Annotated in this window: 16 protein-coding genes; 9 read left to right on the top strand and 7 right to left on the bottom strand. The window is 69.2% G+C overall.

Annotated features, from left to right (window positions below):
* Nucleotides 1-45 precede the first annotated feature (45 nt).
* The 3 genes from B4U45_RS20600 to B4U45_RS20590 form a co-directional block, all read right to left on the bottom strand.
* Entirely contained in the window at nt 46-1,581 is a 1,536-nt protein-coding gene (locus B4U45_RS20600; RefSeq protein WP_075547727.1) for an FMN-binding glutamate synthase family protein, read from the bottom strand.
* Nucleotides 1,578-3,329: a glycerol-3-phosphate dehydrogenase/oxidase gene (locus tag B4U45_RS20595; RefSeq protein ID WP_075547726.1), complete on the bottom strand. Its 1,752-nt coding sequence runs from the start codon at nt 3,327-3,329 to the stop codon at nt 1,578-1,580. Before B4U45_RS20595 ends, B4U45_RS20600 begins: the two co-directional genes overlap by 4 nt.
* 78 nt (nt 3,330-3,407) lie before the next feature.
* Entirely contained in the window at nt 3,408-4,838 is a 1,431-nt protein-coding gene (locus tag B4U45_RS20590) for an NAD(P)H-quinone dehydrogenase (protein WP_075547725.1), read from the bottom strand.
* Nucleotides 4,839-5,003: 165 nt separating this feature from the next.
* Here B4U45_RS20590 and B4U45_RS20585 point away from each other — a divergent pair, with 165 nt between their 5' ends.
* Nucleotides 5,004-5,483: a gamma-glutamylcyclotransferase family protein gene (locus tag B4U45_RS20585; RefSeq protein WP_083155292.1), complete on the top strand. Its 480-nt coding sequence runs from the start codon at nt 5,004-5,006 to the stop codon at nt 5,481-5,483.
* Nucleotides 5,484-5,523: 40 nt separating this feature from the next.
* Here the strand turns inward: B4U45_RS20585 and B4U45_RS20580 are convergent, their stop codons facing one another.
* Nucleotides 5,524-6,171 carry a DUF5134 domain-containing protein gene (locus B4U45_RS20580; RefSeq protein WP_158006354.1) on the bottom strand — a complete coding sequence of 216 codons (648 nt, stop codon included), beginning with the start codon at nt 6,169-6,171 and terminating at the stop codon, nt 5,524-5,526.
* 197 nt (nt 6,172-6,368) lie between these two features.
* On the opposite strand from B4U45_RS20580, the gene B4U45_RS20575 reads away from it, so the two are divergent.
* Both B4U45_RS20575 and B4U45_RS20570 read left to right on the top strand, forming a co-directional pair.
* Complete coding sequence (locus B4U45_RS20575) at nt 6,369-6,668, top strand: DUF1490 family protein (RefSeq protein WP_075547723.1); 300 nt, start codon at nt 6,369-6,371, stop codon at nt 6,666-6,668.
* 55 nt (nt 6,669-6,723) lie between these two features.
* Nucleotides 6,724-9,039 carry a copper-translocating P-type ATPase gene (locus B4U45_RS20570; RefSeq protein WP_089025239.1) on the top strand — a complete coding sequence of 772 codons (2,316 nt, stop codon included), beginning with the start codon at nt 6,724-6,726 and terminating at the stop codon, nt 9,037-9,039.
* A 495-nt stretch (nt 9,040-9,534) separates the two neighbouring features.
* Here the strand turns inward: B4U45_RS20570 and B4U45_RS20565 are convergent, their stop codons facing one another.
* Together B4U45_RS20565 and B4U45_RS20560 are read right to left on the bottom strand one after the other, a co-directional pair.
* On the bottom strand, nt 9,535-10,704 hold the full coding sequence (locus B4U45_RS20565; RefSeq protein ID WP_075547721.1) for a M20 family metallopeptidase: 1,170 nt from the start codon (nt 10,702-10,704) through the stop codon (nt 9,535-9,537).
* Nucleotides 10,701-11,888, bottom strand: a complete 1,188-nt coding sequence (locus tag B4U45_RS20560) for an amidohydrolase (protein WP_075547720.1) — start codon at nt 11,886-11,888, stop codon at nt 10,701-10,703. The genes B4U45_RS20565 and B4U45_RS20560 overlap by 4 nt, the downstream gene beginning before the upstream one ends.
* 116 nt (nt 11,889-12,004) lie before the next feature.
* Between B4U45_RS20560 and B4U45_RS20555 the strand changes: the two genes are divergently transcribed.
* Nucleotides 12,005-12,820, top strand: a complete 816-nt coding sequence (locus B4U45_RS20555; protein ID WP_075547719.1) for a purine-nucleoside phosphorylase — start codon at nt 12,005-12,007, stop codon at nt 12,818-12,820.
* Nucleotides 12,821-12,832: 12 nt separating this feature from the next.
* Nucleotides 12,833-14,413 (top strand): phospho-sugar mutase, encoded by a 1,581-nt coding sequence (locus B4U45_RS20550; protein WP_083155289.1) that lies wholly within the window; start codon nt 12,833-12,835, stop codon nt 14,411-14,413.
* A gap of 1 nt (nt 14,414) precedes the next feature.
* On the opposite strand, the gene upp is transcribed toward B4U45_RS20550, so the two are convergent.
* On the bottom strand, nt 14,415-15,038 hold the full coding sequence (gene upp, locus B4U45_RS20545) for a uracil phosphoribosyltransferase (protein WP_075547717.1): 624 nt from the start codon (nt 15,036-15,038) through the stop codon (nt 14,415-14,417).
* Nucleotides 15,039-15,129: 91 nt separating this feature from the next.
* Between upp and B4U45_RS20540 the strand changes: the two genes are divergently transcribed.
* The 4 genes from B4U45_RS20540 to B4U45_RS20525 form a co-directional block, all read left to right on the top strand.
* Nucleotides 15,130-16,005: an alkaline phosphatase family protein gene (locus B4U45_RS20540; RefSeq protein ID WP_240316585.1), complete on the top strand. Its 876-nt coding sequence runs from the start codon at nt 15,130-15,132 to the stop codon at nt 16,003-16,005.
* A 48-nt stretch (nt 16,006-16,053) separates the two neighbouring features.
* Nucleotides 16,054-17,379 (top strand): protein export chaperone SatS, encoded by a 1,326-nt coding sequence (gene satS / locus B4U45_RS20535; RefSeq protein ID WP_075547716.1) that lies wholly within the window; start codon nt 16,054-16,056, stop codon nt 17,377-17,379.
* Nucleotides 17,380-17,473: 94 nt separating this feature from the next.
* On the top strand, nt 17,474-17,767 hold the full coding sequence (locus B4U45_RS20530; RefSeq protein ID WP_131808313.1) for a hypothetical protein: 294 nt from the start codon (nt 17,474-17,476) through the stop codon (nt 17,765-17,767).
* Nucleotides 17,768-17,783: 16 nt separating this feature from the next.
* Nucleotides 17,784-19,001, top strand: a 1,218-nt coding sequence (locus tag B4U45_RS20525) for a PPE domain-containing protein (RefSeq protein WP_219859497.1), incomplete at its 3' end; no start/stop codon positions are given.

Genomic DNA, 19,001 nt, shown 5'->3' with positions numbered 1-19,001 from the left:
TGTCCCTTCGGGGCACGGCGCCGAGATCGCCGACAGCAGCCGCCGTCAGCCGGCCATGAGCTCCGTGATCGCTTCGACGTCGGCCGGCCCGGGCAGGCCCCAGTCGGGCTTATAGTCGAACAACTCGTCGACCTGCACGGTCTGCAGGTCGACGTCGAGCAGCTCGATGGCGTCCAGGGGTACCAGCGCCGGGTGGACATGGCCGCAGGCGCGGGCCAGGCACAGCAGCTCGAAGCGCAGCGTGGCCAGATAGTTGGCGCAGCGCACCGACTTCAACGCCGGATCGAGGCCATGCTGCAGCCATGCCGACTGGGTGGCGACTCCGGACGGGCAGCGGCCGGTGTGGCAGCGCTGGGCCTGGATGCAGCCGATGGCGAACATCGCGGTCCGCCCGACGTTGATCATGTCGCAACCCATGGCCAGGGCCAACAGGGCATTCTCTGGGATGCCGAGCTTGCCCGAGCCGATGAACACCACCTCGTGGTGCAGGCCCGCTTCGGCAAAGGCTCGGTAGACCCGGGGAAATGCCCACTTGAAAGGCAACGCCACGTGGTCGCTGAACACCAGCGGAGCCGCGCCGGTGCCGCCCTCGCCGCCGTCGACGGTCACGAAGTCGACACCGCGACCGGTGCGGGCCATGCGCGCAGCCAGTTGCGGCCAGAACGCCCCGTCGCCGACCGCCGACTTGATGCCCACCGGAAGACCGGTCTGCGCAGCGATGCCCTCGACCAGCTCGAGCAGCCCGTCGACGTCGTCGAATGCGGAATGCCCGGCGGGACTGCGGCAGTCCACACCGGCCGGAACGCCACGGATGGCCGCGATTTCCGGCGTCACCTTGGCGCCGGGGAGCATGCCGCCCAGCCCCGGCTTGGCACCCTGACTGAGCTTGATCTCGATGGCGCGGATCGACGGGGTGGCGGCTACCCGGTCGATCAGCCGGGGCAGGCTGAAGGTGCCGTCCTGGTTGCGGCAGCCGAAGTACCCGGTGCCGATCTGCCAGATCAGGTCGCCGCCGTTGAGGTGGTACGGCGATATCCCGCCCTCCCCGGTGGTCTGCAGTGCCCCGGCTATGGCCACGCCCTCGTTCAGCGCGGTGATGGCCGCGCCGCCCAGCGACCCGAAGCTCATCCCGGAGACGTTGACCAACGACGACGGGCGGAATGCTTTGGTCCGGCCCCGCGCACCGCCAAGCACCTTGGCCGCCGGCAGCGGCACCGCCGGGTCGGGGTGGCCCGGGTCGCCGTCCGGAGCCGCAACCGGGAACGCCGCGTGCTTGATGATCGGGTAGTTGTAGGCGCGTTCCAGATCGTTGTCGCTGCCGAATCCGAAGTACCGGTTGGTCAATTTCGACGACGTGTAAACCCAACGCCGCTGGTCGCGGCTGAAGGGCCGCTCGGCGTTGTTGTCGGTGACAATGTACTGGCGCAGCTCGGGCCCAACCGCCTCGAGAAGGAACCGTAGGTGGCCGATGATCGGGTAGTTGCGCAGGATCGTGTGCCGGCGCTGCACCAGGTCCCAGCCCACGACGCCGGCCAGGCCGCCACCGATTACGGCGGCCAGGGATGCCCGCTTCGCGCTCAATTGAGCGGCACCGGCTCGAGGATCTCGGCCCGTGCTTCGGGCGCGCTGGCCCGCAGCATGTCCGCCGACACGTCGTCGGGCTGCGCCTGCGAGAGCACCTCGGCTTCCACTCGCGCCTTGTAGTTGGCGACCTCCCGCTCGATGTCCGCGGCGGACCAGCCCAGCACCGGCGCGATGATGTCGGCCACCTCCCGGGCGCAGTCCACACCCCGGTGCGGATATTCGATGGAGATCCGCATCCGCCGGGCCAGCACGTCCTCGAGATGCAGGGCCGCCTCGGCGGTGACGGCGTAGAGGGCTTCGACCCGCAGGTAGCCGGGCGCCTCCTTGATCGGGCTGAGCAGACCGGGATCGTCGGCCGCCAACGCCAGCACCTCGTTGATCAGCGAACCGTAGCGGTCCAGCAGATGACGCACCCGGTACGGGTGCAGACCGTGCATCGCGCCGACGTGTTCGACCTGGTTGACCAGCGCGAAGTAGCCGTCGGCTCCGAGCAGGCTCACCTTCTGGGTGATCGACGGCGCGACCCGGGCCGGAATGAACTGCACGGCGGTGTCGATCGCGTCGGCCGCCATCACCCGGTAGGTGGTGTATTTGCCGCCGGCGATAGCCACCAGTCCCGCCGCCGGCACAGCCACGGCGTGCTCGCGGGACAGCTTCGAGGTTTCCTCGCTTTCCCCGGCAAGCAGCGGACGCAGCCCGGCGTACACGCCGTCGATGTCGGCGTGCGTCAACGGGGTTGCTAGCACGGTGTTGACGGTGCCCAGGATGTAGTCGATGTCGACCTTGGTGGCCGCCGGATGGGCCAGGTCGAGGTTCCAGTCGGTATCGGTGGTCCCGATGATCCAGTGACTGCCCCACGGGATGATGAACATGACCGACTTCTCGGTGCGCAGGATCATCGCCACGTCGCTGACAATCCGGTCCCGCGGCACCACCACGTGCACACCCTTGGACGCGCGCACCTGAAAACGTCCGCGCTGCTTGGACAACGCCTGGATCTCGTCGGTCCAGACCCCGGTGGCGTTGACCACGACGTGGCCGCGGACCTCCTTGATCGAGCCGTCCTCGGAGTCGCGAACCCGCACGCCGATCACCCGGTCACCCTCGCGCAGCAGCGCCACCACCTGAGTGGAGCAGCGCACCACTGCGCCGTACTGGGCCGCGGTGCGTGCGACCGTCATGGTGTGGCGGGCGTCGTCGACGACGGTGTCGTAGTAGCGGATACCGCCGATCAGGGAGGTTCGCTTCAACCCCGGACTCAATCGCAGCGCGCCGGCCCGGGTCAGATGTTTTTGCGCCGGAACCGATTTTGCGCCGCCCAGCCGGTCGTAGAGGAAGATGCCCGCGGCAATGTAGGGGCGTTCCCACCACCGCTTGGTCAGCGGAAACAGGAACGGCAACGGCTTGACCAGGTGCGGCGCCAATCGCGTCAGTGACAGCTCACGCTCGAAGAGCGCCTCGCGCACCAGGCCGAATTCCAGTTGCTCGAGGTACCGCAGGCCGCCGTGGAACATCTTCGACGAGCGGCTCGACGTGCCGGAGGCCAAGTCACGGGCCTCGACCAAGGCCACCTTGAGACCGCGGGTGGCTGCATCCAGCGCGCAACCGGAGCCCACCACGCCGCCGCCGATGACCACCACGTCGAATTGCTCGGCACCGAGCCGCTCCCAGGCCGACGCGCGCTGCTGCGGTCCCAGCGTCCCGGCGGGCTGCTCGCTCTGCGGTGCGCTGATTGGGTTGCTCACGGAAAGGGACTCCTGTCGATTACTGGTCGGTAGCGTCGCTCCACAAGGCTAGTTCCTGGGGCGTCGCGGGGCTGGCCTTCAGTCGAGATCGTCGTGCGCCATCAGGCGGCGGGCGGCCTCGGTGATCGAGCCCGACAACGACGGGTACACGGCCAGCGTCTGCGCCAGCTCGTTGACCGTGATCCGGTTCTGCACGGCCACCGCGATCGGCAGGATCAGCTCCGAGGCGATCGGCGCCACCACCACGCCGCCGATCACCACGCCGGTGGAGCGCCGGCAGAAGATCTTCACAAACCCTTGACGCAAACCCGACATCTTCGCCCGGGCGTTGGTCCGCAGCGGCAGCATGATGGTCCGCGCGGTCACCGACCCGTCGTCGATCGCCGACTGCGGCACCCCGACAGCGGCGATCTCGGGCCTGGTGAACACCGTCGCCGCGACCGTGCGCAACCGGATCGGGCTGACGCCCTCGCCCAGCGCGTGATACATCGCGATCCGACCCTGCATGGCCGCGACCGACGCCAACGGGAGCAGGCCGGTGCAGTCGCCGGCGGCATAGATGCCGGGCACCGACGTCCGCGACACCCGGTCCACGGTCAGGTAGTTGCCGGGCCCGAGCTCGATTCCGACCCGCTCCAGGCCCAGGCCGCCGGTGTTGGGCACCGACCCGATGGTCATCAGGGCGTGGCTGCCCTCGACGGTGCGGCCGTCGGTCATGGTGACCAACACGCCGGTGTCGGTACGGGTCACCGATTCGGCCCGGGCGTTCTTGACCAGCCGGACACCGCGTTCGGCGAACGACTCCTCCAGGACCAGCGCCGCGTCGGCGTCCTCGTACGGCAGCACCCGGTCGCGGCTGGCCACCACGGTGACCTGTACACCGAATTCGGTGTAGGCGTGGACGAACTCGGCGCCGGTGACTCCCGAACCCACCACGATCAGGTGCTGCGGCAGCGCCTCCAGGTCGTAGAGCTGGCGCCAGGTCAGGATGCGTTCACCGTCGGGCCGCGCCGACGGCAGTTCCCGCGGGCTGGCCCCGGTGGCGATCAGCACAACGTCGGCGTCGTGCTCACTGCTGACGGGGCCGTCCGGCCCCGAATGGGAATGGGTCGCCCTGACCCGGTGGCGGGCCAGGCCCGGGGTGGGGTCGATCAGCTCGGCCCGGCCGGCGATCACGTGGACTCCCATGCCGAGCAGCTGGGCGGTGATGTCGGCCGACTGCTCGGCAGCCAGTGCCTTGACCCGGGCATGGATCTGCGGCAACGAGATCTTCGCGTCGTCGATGTCGATGTCGAAGCCCAGGCGCTGCGCCCGGCGCAGCTCGGTGCGCAGGCCGGTGGAGGCGATGAATGTCTTGGACGGCACACAGTCGTCCAGCACGGCGGCCCCGCCGATCCCGTCGGAATCGATGACCGTGACTTGGACCGATTCGGGGTGTGCGGTGGCTGCGACGATGGCGGCCTCGTAGCCGGCCGGGCCGCCGCCGATGATCACGATGCGGGTCACCACAGGCTTAACCTAGCCCGGTCGCCCGGTGCTGCACGAGCAGGCCGCAGCGCGGCTCAACGGCAGCGGCGGCGCGGCACGCCCCAGCACCGAGTGAGGGCTGCATCACACTCGCCGCAGACCCTCGGGTAGCCGCCATCGATACGGCCGACGTTTAAGCTTTCTCCCGTGCCGCTCTACGCCGCCTATGGGTCGAACATGGATCCCGAGCAGATGCTCAAGCGAGCACCCCACTCACCGATGGCCGGAACCGGCTGGCTCAACGGCTGGCGGCTGACCTTCGGCGGTGAGGACCTCGGCTGGGACGGGGCATTGGCCACCGTCGTCGAGGACCCGGATTCCAGGGTGTTCGTCGTGCTCTACGACATGACGCCGGCCGACGAGAACAACCTGGATCGCTGGGAGGGCTCCGAGTTCGGCGTCCACAAGAAGATCCGGTGCCGCGTGGAGCGGTTGTCGTCGGACACCACCACCGACCCGGTCCTGGCGTGGCTGTACGTGCTGGACGCCTGGGAGGGTGGGCTGCCGTCGGCACGGTATCTGGGGGTGATGGCCGACGCCGCCGAAATCGCCGGCGCTCCGGCCGATTATGTGCACGACCTGCGCACCCGCCCGGCCCGCAACATCGGTCCCGGGACGACGACCTGACCCGCGCCGGGGTGGGCTGTCCCGGGCGAGCCGGCGGGTATTACCCCATGACGCCGAACATCAGCGCCGTGCCGACGGCGGCGAAGGCCTGCGACAGTAGCCCCAACTCGGCAAGCCGGCCGGCACCAGCCGACCGGCCGGCTCGCCGCGCGCCGACGTAACGCCATAGCCAGAGCATGGCCGCGACCGCGAACCCCAGGGTCACGATCCAGTTCGCCGTGGCGATCCACGATCCGGTCTGCGGCATCTGGGCTGCGGGCATCGACCCGCCGGCGATGTGCGTCGGCGCCGAGCCCGCCAGCATGGGGTCGGGCGAATGATCGCCGTGGGCCGCCGGGCCGCCGTTCATCAGCATGTACATCCACGCCATGGCGATCATCATGGTGGCGTTGTAGCAGTTGGCCATTCGGTCGCCGAGGGTGCAGCGTCGCCGGCCCGCCACGAGTACGAACCAGCCGGCCGCCAGGAGAAAGAAGACAATCGGCACTAGGCCGTGGGAGGCTGGTCCGATCCGCCAGGCCATGGCGATCATGGCCGCCGACATCGACAGGTGCAGCAGGTGGTCGACTGCGACGGTCGAGCGCAGATCCCGGGCGCCGAAGACGTAGGCGTCCGCCGCGATGCTGACGCCGAAGATCATCGCGACCGCCCAGCGCAGTGCCGCGTCGTTCAGCACGGCGGCAGACATCGCGAGGTCGGCTGTGCCTGGCGCGGCGTGGCCGGCGGCTGACTCGGGTGACCGGATTCGCCGGGACCACAAGTGAAATCGCCGCGGTTGCATTCTGTGGACTTGCCGTGAAAGAAGCCGACTTCGACCATGCTAGTACCCTACCGGGGTATTGTAGTTTTGCAAGCTGGCACGCACGATAGGAAAGGTTCGTTCACATGGTTTCATGGCATGGGCTCTTGGCGAAGTCGGTACCCACATTGGTGACCGGCGTGGTGGGAGCGGCGGCGTATGAGGTGCTGCGCAAGACGGCGGTGAAGGTGCCGTTGCGGGAGGCGACGGTCGCCACCACGGCGTGGGGACTGCGTGGGCTGCGCACCGCGGAACGCAAAGCCCAGCAGAGCTCCGAGCAGGCTCGGCTGACGCTGGCCGATGTGATCGCCGAGGCGAAAGAGCGTATCGGAGAAGATGTTTCACAGTCACAGGTAGCGGGCGGGTGCGATGACCACGATCGCTGAGCTGCGCCCCGACGCGGACGTCGAGCTGACCGTCGTATCCAATGCCGCAGGACGGATGCGGGTTCACGTCGGCGGGTCCGGTTTCGACGAGATTCGTGCCGTCGCGACCGAAGAGACCGTCGCGACGGTGGCCGGTGTCCGGGCCGTTCAGGCATATCCGCGAACCGCCTCGGTGGTGATCTGGTTTTCGCCCGGGCACTGTGATACCGCGGCGGTGCTCGCGGCAATCGTTGATGCCCAACACCTTCCGGCCGAGTTGGTGCCCTCGCGCGCCCCGCATTCGGCTGCCGAGCGCAACGGTGGCGTGATACGCACGATCATCGGCCGGCTGCTGGGCCGTTCGCGCGACGTCCCCGCGGATCAGGGCGGATGCGGCGAGGTTCAGGTCTCCTCGTGCCATGCCTCGCCCGGCGCGGATCCCGCAGCCGAGCGGCGGACCTGGTTGCGCCGGGTCTGGCTGGCCTGGCCGTTCGGGTTGCTGTCGGCCGGGTTGACGATGATTGCCGCCCCGTGGGCAGGGTGGTTGGCGTTGGCCGTCACGGTGCCGGTGCAATTCATTGCCGGCTGGTCGATTCTCAAGGAGGCCGTCGTGCAGGCCCGGGCGTTGAGCGCCAACATGGACACGCTGATCGCGCTGGGCACGCTGACTGCCTTCGGCTACTCCACCTACGAGCTATTCGCAGGTGGCCCACTGTTTTTCGACACCTCGGCGTTGATCATCGCGTTCGTGGTGCTCGGCCGCTATCTGGAGGCCAGGGCCCGGGGCAAGGCGTCGGAGGCGATCAGCAAGCTACTTGCCATGGGCGCCAAGGAGGCCCGGCTGCTCATCGACGGCGAGGAGCAGCTGGTCCCGGTCGACCGGGTGCAGGTCGGCGACCTGGTGCGGGTACGGCCCGGGGAGAAGATCCCGGTCGACGGCGAAGTCATCGACGGACGCGCCGCCGTCGACGAGTCGATGCTCACCGGCGAATCGGTCCCGGTCGAGAAAACCGTGGGTGACCGTGTTGCCGGGGCCACGGTCAACGTCGACGGGTTGCTGACCGTGCGCGCCGTCGCCGTCGGGGCAGACACCGCGCTGGCGCAGATTGTGCGTCTGGTCGAGCAGGCGCAGGGCGGCAAGGCCCCGGTGCAACGGCTGGCCGACCGCGTCTCCGGGGTGTTCGTACCGGCCGTGGTGGGTGTCGCCGCTCTGACCTTTGCCGGCTGGACGCTGCTGGCCGCCAACCCGGTCGCCGGCATGACCGCCGCGATCGCGGTGCTGATCATCGCCTGCCCGTGCGCGCTGGGTCTGGCCACCCCGACGGCCATCATGGTCGGCACCGGCCGCGGCGCGGATCTGGGGATCCTGGTGAAGGGCGGCGAGGTGCTGGAAGCCTCGCAGAAGATCGACACCGTCGTCTTCGACAAGACCGGCACCCTCACCCGCGCCCAGATGCGGCTCACCGACGTGGTAGCCGACGAGGCACACCAGCAAGACCTGGTGCTGCAGCTGGCCGCAGCCGTCGAGTCCGGTTCCGAACACCCGATCGGCGCCGCGATCGTCGCCGGCGCGCGTGAGCAGGCGCTGCCGATTCCGGCGGCAACGGCGTTCGCAAACCTGGCCGGACACGGCGTACGGGCCGAGATCGACGGCCGGGCGGTGCTGGTCGGTCGACGCAAGCTCATCGTCGAGCACGATTTGCTGCTGCCCGAACGCCTCGCCGCCGCGGCCACCGAACTCGAAGAGCAGGGCCGCACCGCGGTGTTCGTCGGACAGGCCGAGCGGGTTATCGGAGTACTGGCCGTGGCCGACACCGTCAAGGACGACGCCGCCGAGGTGGTCCGCCAGCTGCATGCGATGGGACTGCAGGTCGCGATGATCACCGGCGACAACACCCGCACCGCCGCGGCGATCGCCGCACAGGTGGGCATCGACCGGGTGTTGGCCGAGGTGTTGCCGCAGGACAAGGTCACCGAGGTGCGCCGGCTCCAAGACGAGGGCCGGGTGGTCGCCATGGTCGGCGACGGCGTCAACGACGCTCCCGCGCTGGCGCAGGCCGATCTGGGCATCGCGATCGGCACCGGGACCGACGTGGCCATCGAGGCCTCCGACATCACCTTGATGTCCGGCCGGCTCGACGGCGTCGTGCTGGCGATCCAGCTGTCCCGCCGCACCTTGCGGACGATCTACCAGAACCTCGGTTTCGCGTTCGGCTACAACACCGCCGCGATACCGCTTGCCGCGCTGGGCATGCTCAACCCCGTCGTGGCGGGCGCGGCGATGGGGCTCTCCTCGGTCAGCGTGGTGACCAACTCCTTGCGGCTGCGCCGCTTCGACCGGCTACCCACAGCCCCGAAGGAACTCCCCGGCGCGAGTGAACCCACCCGTTGACACGCTGCCGGGTTGGGACGGCGCTGATCTCCGCTCCCATCAGCCACATCAGTCTCCATGGCTCAAACCGCTTGTGGTGGCAGGCGTTCGGGGATGTCGCACGTGGTTACCGTATGGCTGTGATGTCGAGTGTGCAGTGACGGCTTTGACCGCGCTTGTAGGGCGGGAAAGCCCACGATCGGCCACCGCCAGCGCGCACTCGGCGCCATGCACGCACACTCAGCGCCGCCAGCGCACACCCGGCGGCGCCAGCACACACCCAACCGCACCGGCACGCGATTGCCATCTCCCCACACCGGAGCACGGCCCCACGACCGCCGTCAGCGACAATTCCATTGCGCGCCTTGGCTTGTCGCTGACGCACGGACTGCGCGGATTAATTGCGCACCGGCGACCCCGCAAACCACCGTTACCCGGGGGCCGCAGGCTGAAGCACAACGCGCCCGGGGCGCGCGGTGAAAAGTCCACTGCACCGGGGGATCTGGTAACGCCGGATCAGAACGCCGCCGCCTGCTCGATGATGTTGACCATCACCCGCAGCCCGATGGCCAGGGCTCGTTCGTCGAGGTCGAACGTCGGCTGATGCAGGTCCAATTGCGGGCCGTCGCCCGACCACACCCCCAGCCGCGCCATGGCTCCGGGAACCTCCTCGAGATACCAGGAGAAGTCCTCACCGCCGCCGGACTGCCGGGTATCGGCCAGCACGTCGGGGCCGACGGCTTCGATGGCGTGGGTCAGGATGCGGGTCGAGACGTCCTCGTTGACCACCGGCGGCACCCCGCGGTGGTACTGCAACGTGTGCTCGATGGCCAGGGGCGTCAGTAGCGCGTCGACCGCGTGGCGGATGATGTCCTCCAGATCCACCCAGGTCTGCCGGCTGGCGGTGCGGACAGTCCCGGACAGGATGCCGGTTTGCGGAATGGCGTTGGCGGCCACGCCCGCGTTGACCGCGCCCCAGACCAGCACGGTGCAGTTGCGCGGGTCGATGCGGCGTGACAGCACTCCGGGCAGGCCGGTGATCAGCGTGCCCAGGCCGTAGACCAGATCGGCGGTCAGGTGCGGACGCGACGTGTGGCCGCCCGGCGAATACAGCGTGATCTCTATCGAATCGGCTGCCGAGGTGATGGGGCCGTGCCGGACCGCGACCCTGCCCACCTCGAGGCGGGGGTCGCAGTGCAAGGCGAAGATGCGCGACACTCCGGTGAGCGCACCGGCCGCGATCGCGTCGATGGCGCCGCCGGGCATCAGCTCTTCGGCGGCCTGGAAGATCAGCCGCACCCCCACCGGCAACTCGGGCACCGACGCCAACGCCAGCGCGGTACCCAGCAGAATCGCGGTGTGCGCGTCGTGCCCGCAGGCGTGCGCGACATTGGGCATGGTCGAGGCATACGGCGCGCCGGTGCGCTCGGCCATCGGCAGCGCATCCATATCGGCGCGCAGCGCTATCCGCGGCTGATGTTCCGGGCCGAAGTCGCACGTCAGTCCGGTGCCGCCGGGCAGCACTTTGGGGTTCAGGCCCACGTCGGCCAACCGCTCGGCCACGAACTGAGTGGTGGCGTACTCCTGGCGGCCCAACTCGGGGTAGCGGTGGATGTGCCGACGCCAGGCGACCAGGTCGTCGTAGTGCGCGGCCAGCCACGACTCGGCAGTGTCGACCAGGCTCATCGGGCCGCCGCCCGGCGTTGTCGCGCAGCCAGCACCCGGTCCCGCTCTTCGGGGGTCTCGGCGAGGCGAACAACCGTGCGCGCCAACATGATTGCACCGTCGATGACAGCTCGGTCGGCACTCGGTCCGGCCGCGGCAGCGGCGAAGGCGCGCTGGTGAACCGTGGCCCCGCCGGCCTCGACACCGATCACCGGATGGATCCCCGGTAGCACCTGCGTCACATTTCCCATATCGGTGCTGCCCATCGGCAGCCCAGTCTCGGCGGCGGCGGGCACCGGGTCGCGGCCCAGCCGGCGCATTTCTTCTCGGCACGCGTCGACGAGCCATGGATCGGGATTCAATTCAGCGTATGGGGTTGCGGCGGCGTCGATTTCGTATTCGCAGCCGGCGGCCAGCGCTCCCGCGGCGAAGCAGGCATACGCCCGGCCCTCCAGGTCGCTCAGCGATTCCGAGTCGTGGGCACGCATCGCGTACTGCAGCATCGCGTGCCCGGGAATCACGTTGACCGCCTGCCCGCCGTCGATGACGATGCCATGCACCATCTGCCCCGGCGCCAGTTGCTGCCGCAGCAGCCCGATGGCCACCTGCGCGACGGTCACGGCGTCGGCGGCATTGACGCCCAGATGCGGGGCGACGGCGGCATGTGATTCCTTGCCGCGGTAACGCACGGTCACCTCGGACAGCGCCAGCGACCGGGCCCCGGCGATGTCCGTCGGCCCCGGGTGCACCATCACCGCCAGCGACACGTCGTCGAATGTCCCGGCCTGCAGCATCAGCGCCTTACCTCCCCCGGACTCCTCGGCGGGAGTGCCCAGTAGGGCAACGGTCAGGCCGAGGTCGTCGGCGACCTCGGCCAGCGCCAGCGCGGCGCCCACCGCCGACGCCGCGATGATGTTGTGGCCGCAGGCATGCCCGATCTCGGGAAGCGCATCGTATTCGGCGCAGATCCCGGTCACCAGCGGGCCGTGGCCGAAGTCCGCCCGAAAGGCCGTGTCCAAGCCGCCGGCGGCCGCGGTGATCGCGAAACCGCGTTCGGCGACCAGCGTCTGCACCTTGGCGCAGCTGCGATGTTCGGCGAACGCCAACTCCGGCTCGGCGTGGATGGCGTGGGAGAGTTCGACCAAGTCACTACCGCGGCATCGCACCAATTCCTCAACGCGGTCGGCAGCGGTGAGTGCGGGCATCCTCGCAGTATCTCATCGAAGCGGACCGGTCCACTGGCCAGCAGACACAGAGTCGCATCGCGCCGCCGAGCGGCGTGCGACTCTGTGTCTGCTGGCGCTGAGTAGGCTCGCGCAGTGTGACTGACCCGCTGCCGGAGCCCGTAGAACTCGCCCGGCACGCAGCGCAAGTTATCGCCGGGCGCACCGGGATCGGCCGTCATGACGTCGCCGTCGTTCTCGGGTCGGGATGGGCTGCGGCCATCGCCGCGCTGGGCCGGCCAACGGCCGTACTGCCCCAGGCCGACGTGCCGGGGTTCGCACCGCCCCGGGCCGCCGGACATGCCGGCGAGCTGCTGTCCGTGCCGATCGGCGATCACCGGGTGCTGGTGCTCGCCGGCCGCATCCACGCCTACGAGGGCCACGACCTGCGCCACGTCGTCCATCCGGTGCGCGCGGCGTGCGCGACGGGAGCACACACCGTCGTGCTCACCAATGCCGCCGGCGGGCTGCGGCCGAATATGCAGGTCGGTCAGCCGGTGCTGATCAGCGACCACCTGAACCTGACGGCGCGGTCCCCGCTGGTGGGGGCGCAGTTCGTCGACCTGACCGACGCGTATTCGCCGCGGCTGCGCCAGCTCGCCCGTCAATCCGATCCGCGGCTTACCGAAGGCGTGTACGCCGGCCTGCCCGGGCCGCACTACGAGACGCCCGCCGAGATCCGGATGCTGCAAACGCTGGGCGCCGACCTGGTGGGCATGTCGACGGTGCACGAGACGATTGCCGCCCGCGCCGCGGGTGCCGAGGTGTTGGGCATCTCGCTGGTGACCAACCTGGCGGCCGGCATCACCGGTCAGCCGCTCAGCCATGCCGAGGTGCTGGCCGCCGGTGCGGCGTCGGCGGCCCGGATGGGCGCGCTGCTGGCCTCAACGATCGAACGCATAGCGCGCGTCTGAACCGTGACGCCCGTGACGCCCCAGGAATGGATCGCCCACGATCCCGATCCCGAGACCGCCGCCGAGCTCGCCGCCTGCAGCCCCGGCGAACTCGCCGCGCGGTTTGCCCGCCCACTGACCTTCGGCACCGCGGGGCTGCGCGGACCGGTGCGCGGCGGGCCGGACGCGATGAACCTCGCGGTGGTGCTGCACGCCACCTGGGCGCTGGCTCGGGTGCTCGCCGAGCAACCCGGCGCGCGCTCCCAGACCGTCATCGTCGGGCGCGACGCCCGGCACGGCTCGGCGGCCTTCGCCACCGCCACCGCGGAAGTTCTTGCTGCCGAAGGTTTTTCGGTGCTGCTGCTGCCCGATCCGGTGCCCACACCGGTCGTGGCGTTCGCCGTTCGCCGCACCGGCGCCGCAGCCGGGATACAGATCACGGCGTCGCACAACCCGGCGACCGACAACGGGTACAAGGTGTACCTCGACGGCGGTATCCAGATCGTCTCGCCCACCGACCGCCGTATCGAAGCCGCGATGGCCGCCGCACCGCCGGCCGATCAGATTGCCAGAAAACCCGTCGAACCCGTCCACACCGATCTGCTGGACCGCTACATCGAGCGTGCGGCCGCGGTCCGCCGCTCGACGGGTTCGCTGCGAATAGCCCTGACCGCGATGCACGGCGTCGGCGGCGCGGTAGCCGTCGAAACCCTTCGCCGGGCGGGCTTCACCGACGTGCACACCGTCACATCGCAATTCGCACCCGACCCCGACTTCCCCACCGTCGCCTTCCCCAACCCCGAGGAGCCGGGCGCCACCGATGCGCTGCTGGCCCTGGCCGCCGATATCCACGCCGACGTCGCGATCGCGCTGGATCCCGACGCCGACCGGTGCGCGGTCGGCATACCCGCCGAAACTGGTTGGCGGATGCTCTCCGGAGACGAAACAGGTTGGCTGCTAGGCGATTACATCCTGTCGCACCCCCCAACAGGGCCACGGACGGTCGCCAGCACGGTGGTGTCGTCGCGGATGCTGGCGGCGATCGCCGCCGACCACGGCGCCGTCCACGTGGAAACTCTCACCGGGTTCAAGTGGCTGGCCCGCGCCGACGCCGACCGGCCCGGCACGCTGGTGTACGCGTACGAGGAGGCGATCGGGCATTGCGTCGACCCCGCCGCGGTGCGCGACAAGGACGGCGTCAGCGCCGCCGTATTGATGTGCGATTTGGCGGCAACACTGAAACGGCAGGGCCGTTCGGTGCCGGACAAACTCGACGAGCTTGCTCGCCGCTACGGCGTCCACGAGGTGGCGGCGGTGCCGCGGCGGGTCGCCGATGCCGGCGAGGCCGACGCGGTGATGACGCGGCTGCGCCACACCCCACCCGACCGGCTGGCGGGTTTTCCCGCGACCGTCACCGACATCACCGACGCGTTGATCTTCACCGGCGGCGACGGCGACACCTCGGTCCGGGTGGTGCTGCGACCCTCGGGCACCGAGCCAAAGCTGAAGTGCTACTTGGAGGTTCGCTGCGCGGCGGCCGTCGACGTGGCCGCCGCGAGGCGGCGGGCCAGGAAGTTGCGCGCCGAGCTGGTCACTTCGGTGGGCAGCTGGTGATTCAGCGGGGGCCGAATTGGCGGTCGCCCGCGTCGCCGAGACCCGGCACGATAAAGGCCGCTTCGTTCAGCCCCTCGTCGATGACGGCGGTGAACAACCGCGCGGTGGGCGCCACCTTTTCCAGTGCCGCAATGCCTTCCGGCGCCGCGCACACACACAGCACGGTGATGTCGCTCGCCCCACGGGACAACAGCAGCCCAACCGTGTACATCATCGATCCGCCGGTGGCCAGCATCGGGTCCAGGACCATTACCGGCAGACCATTGAGGTCGTCGGGCAGCAATTCCAGATATGACACCGGCTGATGCGTATTCTCGTCCCGGCCGACACAGACAAAGGCCACGTCCGCCTCCGGTAGCGCCGCATGCGCCTCGCCGACCATGCCCAATCCGGCGCGTAGCACCGGTACCAGCAGCGGCGGTTTGGCCAGCCGCACTCCCGTCATCTCGGCGAGCGGCGTGCGGATCGGGACCGGCTCGGTGGGCGCGTCACGGGTCGCCTCGTACACCAGCGCGAGTGTCAGCTCATGCAACGCGGCCCGGAAGGCGGCGTTGCGGGTGCGTTCGTTGCGCAGCACGGTCAGCCGGGCGGCCACCAGCGGGTGGTCGATGACGTGGACATCCACGGGGTGTGACCCTATAACGATCGGGCTCACGCCGGCTGACACGCTGAATCTCGCGCTGCGGCGGGTCGACGCCGCCCCCTATACTCCGGGCGTGCGCGGGTGTCTGGCGGGTGTGGGTCGAGCCCTGGCGGTCTTCGCTGCGGTGGCGGTGTCGGTGTGGGGCCAGGTCTGGGCTCATGACGGGGTGGAGCCGACGGCGGCGGCGCTGCCGATGTTCTCGCACGTGGTGATCGTGGTGGAGGAGAACCGCTCGCAGGCCAACATCATCGGCAACCCGGCGGCGCCGTTCATCAATGCGCTTGCCGCCAACGGCGCGATGATGGCGCAATCGTTCGCCGAGACGCATCCCAGCGAACCCAACTACCTGGCGATGTTCGCCGGCAGCACCTTCGGCCTGACCAAGAACACCTGCCCGGTCGACGCCGGCTCGACGCCCAACCTGGCCTCCGAACTGCTGGCCGCCGGGCACACTTTTGTCGGTTTCGCCGAGGATCTGCCCGCGGTGGGCTCGACCGTCTGCGGTGCCGGCAAGTACGCGCGCAAGCACGTGCCGTGGGTCAATTTCAGCAACGTCCCACCAACGCTGTCGGTGCCGTTCAGCGCGTTTCCGCAGCCGGAGAACTACCCGAGTCTGCCGACGGTGTCGTTCGTCATACCCAACGCCGACAACGACATGCACGACGGCTCCGTCGCGGCGGGCGATGCCTGGCTCAACCGCGAACTGTCGCCGTACGCCAACTGGGCCAAGGCCAATAACAGCCTGCTCATCGTCACGTGGGACGAGGACGACGGCAGCAGCCGCAACCAGATTCCGACGGTGTTCTACGGGGCGCACGTGCAGCCGGGCACTTACAACGAGCAGATCAGCCACTACAACCTGCTTTCCACGCTGGAGCAGATGTACGGCCTACCCAAGACGGGCAATGCAATGAACGCTCCCCCGATCACCGATATTTGGAGCGGCTGAGCACTACCGGGCCGGGGCCATCGCCCGGCCGTCGCTATTCTGTGCCGCATGGCTGCTGACCTCGTGCCCATCCGCCTGGGCCTGTCCGACGGTGACCGCTACACGCTGTGGGCACCGCGCTGGCGTGACTCCGGCGACGAATGGGAGGCGTTTCTGGGTAAGGACGAGGACCTGTATGCCTTCGAGAGCGTCGCAGACCTGGTGGCATTCGTCCGCGGCGACACCGACAACGACCTGGTGGACCACCCCGCGTGGCAGGAGCTGACCGAGGCGCACGCGCACAACTTCGATCCGGACGCCGACAAGACGTTCGATCTGGTGGTCGTCGAGGAGCTGGTGGCCGAAAAGCCGACCGAGGAGTCGGTGGCAGCGTTGGCGGCGACGCTGGCGATCGTGTCCTCCATCGGATCGGTGTGTGAACTGCCGGCGGTGTCGAAGTTCTTCAACGGCAATCCCACGCTGGGCACCGTGTCGGGGGGCGTCGACTACTTCACCGGTAAGGCGGGCCAAAAACGCTGGAACGCGATCGCCGAGATCATCGGGCGCAGCTGGGACGACGTGCTCAAAGCCATCGACGACATCGTCAGCGTTCCCGAGGTCGACGCCGACCTGGCGGCCAAGGCCGCCGACGAATTGGCCGAGGAGCCCGAGGAACCGGAAGAGCCGGAGACCGAGGGCGACGAGGAGGAGGCTGTTGATGAGGTCGCGGCGGCGGAGTCGGCCGGCCCGGACGATACCGACGACAGCGACGCCGATCTCCACGAAGAAGACGCCGAAGAAGAAGCCGAAGAAGATGAAGCCGCGGCCGCCGTCGTTCTGGGTAGCGACGAGGACTTCTGGCTGAAGGTCGGCATCGACCCGGTGCAGATCATGACCAGTGCCGGTAACTTCTACACCTTGCGTTGCTATCTCGATGATCGCCCGATCTTCCTGGGCCGCAACGGTCGCATCAGTGTGTTCAGTTCCGAGCGGGCGCTGGCCCGCTATCTTGCCGACGAGCACGACCACGACTTGGCGGACCTGAGCACCTACGACGACATCCGTACCGCGGCCACCGACGGCTCACTCGCGGTGGAGGTCACCGATGACAATGTCTATGTGCTGACCGGGCTGGCCGACGATTTCGCCGATGGGCCTGACGCCGTGGATCGTGACCAGCTAGATCTGGCGGTCGAGTTGCTGCGCGACATCGGCGACTATTCGGAAGAAAGTACCGTGGATAAGGCGCTGGACCCGGGCAAGCCGCTGGGCAAGTTGGTCGCCTACTTGCTCGATCCCGACTCGGTCAGCATGCCCGCGGGCCCCTATGCCAAGGCGGTACGCGAATGGGAGCGAGTGGAACGGTTCGTCGAGTCGCGGCTTAGGCGCGAATAGGGCGCGTGCCGGTGATGGCAGGCGCGAATAGTGCCGCCAAGTTTAGGATCATCGCCTGACGTTTGTCTGCGCGCGGGGAGTGAGGTCTCAGGTGATGGTGTTTGCGGTGGAGTCGGCTGTGGTGGGGGCTTCGGCGATGACGCAGGCGGGGTTGGCGGCGAGGCTAGGTGCTGGGGTGGCCGCGGCTGCACCGACGTTATCGGCGGTGGTGCCGGTGGGCGAGGATGCTGATTCGGCGGCGTGCACGGCGGTGGTGGACGCAGCGTATTCGAGCATCGCTGGTGAGCATGCGGCGGAGCGCGGGGTGTTTTCTGACGCCCAGTCGATGGCCGGCGCGACGATGGCGGTGGTTAGTGAGGCGATGCGCGCGGCGGCCCTGACCCGGTAGCAGTTAGCAGGTTGTGGTGGTGCATCCCTGGTCGGCGTTTTCGCCGGAGGCCAACTACACGGCGTTGGCCTCGGGGTCTGGTCCGGCCCCAACGTTGGCCTATGCCGAAACATTGAGCGCGCAGGCGGCGCACATACAGGCCGTGGTGGCGGCCTCGACAGCCACTGGGGCGGCCACCTATGGCACCACGTGGCGCGGGGTAGGGGCTTCGGCTTCGGCGGTGGCCCAGGCCGCGTTGGATACCCAGCATGAGCTGCTGGCAGCAGCGCTACTGGAGAAGGCATCCCATGTCGCGGCGGCGGCCGGTGCCCATCAGAGCGCGGTGGCCTCGATGGTCACCGCGCAGGAGGCAGAGGCCAATCGACGCGATGAGGCCACCGCCCAGCAGATCAACCCGCTGGTGTGGGGGGCGTTGACCCCGCATATCGTGGCGTTGAATCTGGAGTATTACGGGCAGATGTGGCCGCGCAATGCGGCTGCGGGCGCGGCCTACGGTGCGGCGTTGCGCGCGGCCGCGGCGGCGATCATGGTGCCGTTTCCACCGGCGGTGGCGGGAGGGTCGCCGGCTGCGGCGGCGGCGGGGTTGGCCGAAACCGGGGCGATCAGCGCGGCCGAAGCAACCCTGCAGGCCGGCGAGCAAGGCGCGCACGCGCTCATCCCCCCGCCAACCGTCGGTGCCGGGATGGGGGGTGCGCCGCCGGCGCCGTTGGCCGGCTCGGTCTCAGCGTCGGCGTCCCCAAGTGGTGCCTCGGCGGCGGCCACGCCCGCCGGGGCTCAGACACTAGCCCGGGCGCCGCAGCCTCCGATGGGGATGATCGCCCAGGTCGCACACGCCGGAGGAGTCGCCGCCCCCAGCCCAGCCATCCCGGGGCCAGGTTCTGCGCAGCTCAGCGAGGCGATGCAGAGCCGCGCGGACCCCCTACCCCCGCCAGCCGGATCGGGTCCAGGAACCGGTGGTGTGGTCAGCGGTTATCCCGGTGCGGGAGCAACCAGCTACATTCGGCCCACCGGTGACGGTTTCCCCCCGCCGGTCGTGAAGCGACCCGGCAGCGGCACACCCGCTGGCATGCTCACCACCGCTACGCTGCACAGTCCGGTCACCACCGGGCCCAACTCGACGGTGCAGCCGTTGGCCTACGTCCACCCACAGCCACCACGACCCGGCGGCGCGTCGTCACCAGCGCCCCGCTCGACCCCGGCGACACCGCCCACACCCTCAACTCCCCACCCCCAC

Origin of the sequence: Mycobacterium persicum (assembly GCF_002086915.1) — a bacterium.
GTDB classification, from domain to species: Bacteria; Actinomycetota; Actinomycetes; order Mycobacteriales; family Mycobacteriaceae; genus Mycobacterium; species Mycobacterium persicum.
The sequence above is the reverse complement of the archived record's forward strand: the minus strand, read 5'-3'. Positions and strand labels throughout refer to the sequence as shown.

Coding starts and splice junctions, on each gene's coding strand:
- B4U45_RS20580 (WP_158006354.1), bottom strand. CDS start 6,171: ATGTCTGCCGCCGTGCTGAACGACGCGGCACTGCGCTGGGCGGTCGCG.
- B4U45_RS20575 (WP_075547723.1), top strand. CDS start 6,369: ATGGTTTCATGGCATGGGCTCTTGGCGAAGTCGGTACCCACATTGGTG.
- B4U45_RS20570 (WP_089025239.1), top strand. CDS start 6,724: ATGCGGGTTCACGTCGGCGGGTCCGGTTTCGACGAGATTCGTGCCGTC.
- B4U45_RS20565 (WP_075547721.1), bottom strand. CDS start 10,704: ATGAGCCTGGTCGACACTGCCGAGTCGTGGCTGGCCGCGCACTACGAC.
- B4U45_RS20560 (WP_075547720.1), bottom strand. CDS start 11,888: ATGCCCGCACTCACCGCTGCCGACCGCGTTGAGGAATTGGTGCGATGC.
- satS (WP_075547716.1), top strand. CDS start 16,054: ATGGCTGCTGACCTCGTGCCCATCCGCCTGGGCCTGTCCGACGGTGAC.
- B4U45_RS20530 (WP_131808313.1), top strand. CDS start 17,474: ATGGTGTTTGCGGTGGAGTCGGCTGTGGTGGGGGCTTCGGCGATGACG.